Annotated in this window: 4 protein-coding genes; 3 read left to right on the top strand and 1 reads right to left on the bottom strand. The window is 55.7% G+C overall.

The features are described 5' to 3' along the window. The 3 genes from ACREAY_RS09835 to artG all read left to right on the top strand — a co-directional run. Positions 1-758, top strand: a 758-nt coding sequence (locus ACREAY_RS09835; RefSeq protein ID WP_431755598.1) for an ABC transporter ATP-binding protein, incomplete at its 5' end; no start/stop codon positions are given. A 19-nt stretch (positions 759-777) separates the two neighbouring features. Next, on the top strand, positions 778-2,484 hold the full coding sequence (locus ACREAY_RS09830; RefSeq protein WP_431755597.1) for a helicase C-terminal domain-containing protein: 1,707 nt from the start codon (positions 778-780) through the stop codon (positions 2,482-2,484). A 36-nt stretch (positions 2,485-2,520) separates the two neighbouring features. After that, a complete protein-coding gene (artG, locus tag ACREAY_RS09825; RefSeq protein ID WP_431755596.1) occupies positions 2,521-3,513 on the top strand; it encodes a thaumarchaeosortase in 993 nt (330 codons plus the stop codon). Here artG and dinB read toward each other — a convergent pair. Further along, a complete protein-coding gene (dinB, locus tag ACREAY_RS09820; protein WP_431755595.1) occupies positions 3,503-4,585 on the bottom strand; it encodes a DNA polymerase IV in 1,083 nt (360 codons plus the stop codon). The two genes, artG and dinB, sit on opposite strands and share 11 nt — an antisense overlap. Positions 4,586-4,707: the final 122 nt, after the last annotated feature.

Here is a 4,707-nt window from a genome sequence, read left to right as displayed (position 1 = left end):
TCCTGGGAGGCGAGGACATGCTTGCCATGCCGGACAAAGAGTTTGACAGAAAAGCGCGGTGGAAAAAGGTGGCGATGGTCTTTCAGGGCGCCATGAACGCGCTTGATCCTGTCTATACCGTCGGCGGGCAACTAAAGGAGGTGTTGCAGGAGCACGGCTTTGAAGGCGACCTTGAAGCCAAGGTTGCCGATTCCCTCGCGCAGGTGGGTCTCGACCCTGCAGTCGCGTCGCGCTACCCTCATGAATTGTCGGGGGGGATGAAGCAGCGCGCAGTCATTGCCATGGCGCTGTTGTTAGAGCCGGATCTGCTTGTCGCAGACGAGCCCACCACCGCCCTTGACGTGCTCGTGCAGGCCCAGATAATTGACCTTTTGAAAAAACTGGGCAGGGAAAAAGGCGTCACAATCATCCTGATAAGCCACGACCTTGCGCTCGTCTCGCAGATGGCGACCAAGATAGGGATAATGTACGCCGGCCAGCTGGTCGAGGTGGGGCAGGCTGGCGACATTTACAAAAACCCGCGCCACCCATACACACAGGCCCTCATCGCATCTGTCCCACGCCTGCACTCTGGCGACAAGCGCATACGCTTTATCCCCGGCACGCCGCCTAGCCTCCTCGACCCGCCCGCAGGCTGCCGCTTTTACAATCGCTGCCCGCACGCCATGGATGCCTGCAACAAAGATCCGCCGGAATTCAAGACCGACTCTGGCTATGTCAGATGCTGGCTCGCGGACCCAACCTTAAAAAGTACGTAGCGAGAAGGTGCGGTGCCCGTTGTCTATACTCAACTACTTTCCCTTTCAGCAGATGCGCGACAAACAGCGCGCGGTGCTCCTTGACATCGAGTCTGCGGTAAAATCGGGCTACAAAAACATCTTTCTTGAGGCGCCCACCGGCTTTGGCAAGACCCCTGTGGCGATAGCCCTTGCGCGCTACCTTGGCAGCTCGCACATCTGCACCGCGACCAAGGACTTGCAGGCGCAGTACCGGCGCGACTTTCCCTTTGTGTTTGAGGTAAAAGGGCGGGGAAACTTTCCATGCATTGTAAAGGAGGACATGGGCCTTGACGAGAGCTGCGACTACGGCCCGTGCGTGCAGGACGACAACTATGACTGCGCGTTCAAGACGCGCCTGCTGGACTATAAAGCCATGGGCGAAGGGACGCCAAACGAGCTGGTGCAGCTGGACCCGATGGCCGAGCGCGACTATGTAAAGAATCTGCAAAAGCAGTCCAAGATAGTGGAGTTGCAATGGCGGCCGTGCCACTACTTTCACCAGCGCTGGGTGGGCGCAAAGGCCAGCCACGCGGTATACAATTACCGCTATTTCCTCTCTGACATTTTTTACACCGGAACGACGCAGAGGCGCAAGTTGCTGATACTTGACGAGGCCCACCAGATCGAGTCCGAAGTCGGCGACTTTCGCAGCTTTACCGTCCAAAAGAGCATGCTGCGCCTTCTGCCGAGGGTGCAGATGCCGGAGCGCAACGTCGAGGAGATCGACGTCTGGATGGAGTTTTGCTCGACTTTGCGGGATAAGCTGCTGAAATTCATAGAGCAGGCTTCAGACGCCATAGACCGGGGGCGCATAGCCGAGCCATATACGGAGCGAAACCTCATCGAGGCCATAAACCGCGAAAAGAACCTGTCGTCGGTGCTGTACGACATGCGGGCGAGCAAGAAAAACTGGATAGTGTCTAGCATCCAGCGCGACAACACGAACCAGATTGCGCGTGCTACCCTGACGCCTCTTGAAACGTCCGGCTATTTTGGCGAGATCCTGGACAAGGGCACGATAGTGTTTTTCATGAGTGCCACCATACTGAGCAAGGACTACCTCTGCAAGGTCGCCGGGCTAAAGCCGGACGCTGTCAAGTTCATCCAGGTGCGCGACTCGGACTTTCCAGTCAAGAACCGGCCTATACGCTTGATGAACGTGGCGTGGCTCAACGCCAAGACGATGATGGAGAATAAGGACAAGATTGCAAAGGCAGTTGACAACATCATGTCTATCCACAAGGACGAAAAGGGCATCATCCACACGACTTCATACGCGCAGCTCACCAACATTCGCGACAATATCAGCAGGGAAAACGCGTCGCGGCTGATAGAAACGGGACCCACCATTCCTCGTGAAAAGGTGCTTGAAAGGCATTATGAAAGCAAAAAGCCGACGGTCATCATCTCGCCATCGATGCATCAGGGCGTCGACCTGAAAGATGACTACTCCCGGTTCCAGATTATAGTCAAGGTGCCGTACCCTGACCTGACTGACAAAAAAGTGTCCAAGATGAAAGAGCTTGACCCAAAGTGGTACACCTGGTACACAGTGCTCCGCCTAGCCCAGTCATATGGCAGGAGCGTCAGGTCTGCAGACGACCACGCTACCACATACATACTGGATTCGAGCATAACGTTTTTGTTGAAAAACGCGCAGGACATTGTTCCAACGTGGTTTTCAGAAGCCATAGTCAGCTCCTAGAACGTTTTTATGTTGTAGAGACACAAAAGTGACCGTTTGGCAGGCGACAATGCAGTCCAGGCCGTTGGCAGCCCTACCATATTTGGCATAAATACCAGCATCGCGGTCACGCTTGCGCTCATTGCACCTATAATATTCACGCTTATCCGCTATCCCGACGATGTCAGCCTGTCATGGAACGAAGGCCGGGGCGGCTTTATCTTTGCCATGGCGTTCATCGCGGCCGAGCTCATCGGCATAAAGACTGGGGTGAGCAAAAAAAAATTCATCGTCGTCCTGGCGCTTGCTGCAATGACGATAGCATACTTTGCGGCCCTCCCATTCGGACTGCGCGACTCTATCAAGCAGTATGGGATTGAAAACTCGGTTGCCCTGATTGACAGCTGGGTGTGGATGTGGGACTTTGTCGTGATGGCGCTATTTGTCGGGTCATCGCTTGCCGTGCTCTTTGGAAAAAGGTGGTACAAGATTGCCCCTGCAGGCGCCATCTACCTGATAGGCAGCGCCGCCATACTTTCGCTGGACGCGTTCTTTCCATACGACACGCTCGGCCCGCTCCAGATTATAGTCCCGGCGTACCTGCAGATCGACCAGGCAGTCATCCGCTTTATCGACCAGAACATACTGGACATCGGCAGAGGATCGGTGGCGTCTGCCCGGGACAACCTGCTCGTATTGAATGGATTGCACGGGCCGTTTGCGCTGCAGGTGTTCTGGCCGTCGGCCGGCGTACACAGCATGATAATCTATACGCTGGTCATGCTGGCGTTTCTGCTAAAGATGGACATGCCGCTAAGGCGCAAGCTCATCTACTTTGCGATAGGCACGTTTGGCACGGTGACTGTCAACGTCGTGCGCATCATCGCCCTTTCGCTCTATGCGCTGGTGGTCACGACCAAGGTGCAAGAGTGGGAGGCGTTCCATTCCGTAGCCGGCGAGATAATGTTCCTGCCGTGGCTTGGCATCTACCTTGCGATAGTGATGTTTACAGAGAGCAAGCGTATGCGCAGGTTAAAGGCTACTGCATGAATTCAAAGAGCGTGCCCTGGCCGGCGCTGTCCTGAAAGTCTGCGAGCCGGACGCCAAGCCTTCTGACGCTCACTTTTTCAGCCATCGCCTCGTCAAGGATGGATTTTGCAGTAGAGTGCAGTACATCATAGCTGGACGTGTGCGTCTTTAGCGTTTTAGAACGGGTAATGTTTTCGAGATTGCTCAGGACCAGGATTATCCCCACCGTCCTGAACGACAGTTTTTTGCCTTCAACCCCCTGGTGGACCGCCCTGCATATCCCTTCCAGCTCGACGTACATCTCGCTGCTCTGGGTCGCGTCCTTTTTCAGGGTCACTATGCGCATCAACTGCTTGCGCTCGCCGTCTGACTCGACCACCGGCTCCTCGTCTTCTCCCCTGGCGGCGTTGTGCATATACGATGCGTTCTTTTTGCCAAACTCGTCTATCAGCTTGAAAAGGTCAAAGGCCGCAAGCTGGCCCGCGGTCACGACGCCCAGCTGGGCCAGGCGCTCTTTGGTCTTTGGCCCGATGCAGGGGATCTTGTCGACGTCAAGTGAAGCGACAAACCCTGCTGCGTCTTCCTGTTTTACAACAGTGAGCCCGTCCGGTTTTTGAACATCCGAAGCAATCTTTGCCAGCATCTTGTTTGGCGCGATGCCGACAGAGCACGTCAGCTGCAAACGCGATTTTATTTCGCCCTTGATCTGCCTTGCAAGCTTTTCCGGGTCCGGCGCGCCTGAAACGTCGACGTAGCACTCGTCAATGCCGACGTGCTCAAAGACCTGCGCATGGCTCTTTATTATCGCCATGGCCTTCTCCGACACTTGCCTGTAGTACGGCGCGTCAAGAGGCAGCAGCACCGCGTCAGGGATGCCTGCAAGTTTCGACTTGGCCGCCTTGATCGGTATGCCTGACTTTACCCCGTATTTCCTTGCAACATAGTTGGCCGTGCTGACTGCGCCGGAATCCTCGGTCCTGCCGGAAAAGACGCAGACGACGACCGGCCTGGCCTTTATCTCGGGCTTGCGCAACTCTTCGCACTGGGCAAAAAAGTAGTCAAAGTCGACGTGCATCACTACCCTGCCGTCCAACGCATGGTATGGGGCGTGTATCTTAATTACCGTTTAGCACCGAGACGCCCGGCATATCGTCGCCTGCAAGGTAGCGCAGCGACGCGCCGCCGCCCGTCGAGACGTGGCTCACCTCGCTTTCG

Source organism: Nitrososphaera sp., assembly GCF_050748925.1.
GTDB lineage: Archaea > Thermoproteota > Nitrososphaeria > Nitrososphaerales > Nitrososphaeraceae > Nitrososphaera.
The sequence above is the reverse complement of the archived record's forward strand: the minus strand, read 5'-3'. Positions and strand labels throughout refer to the sequence as shown.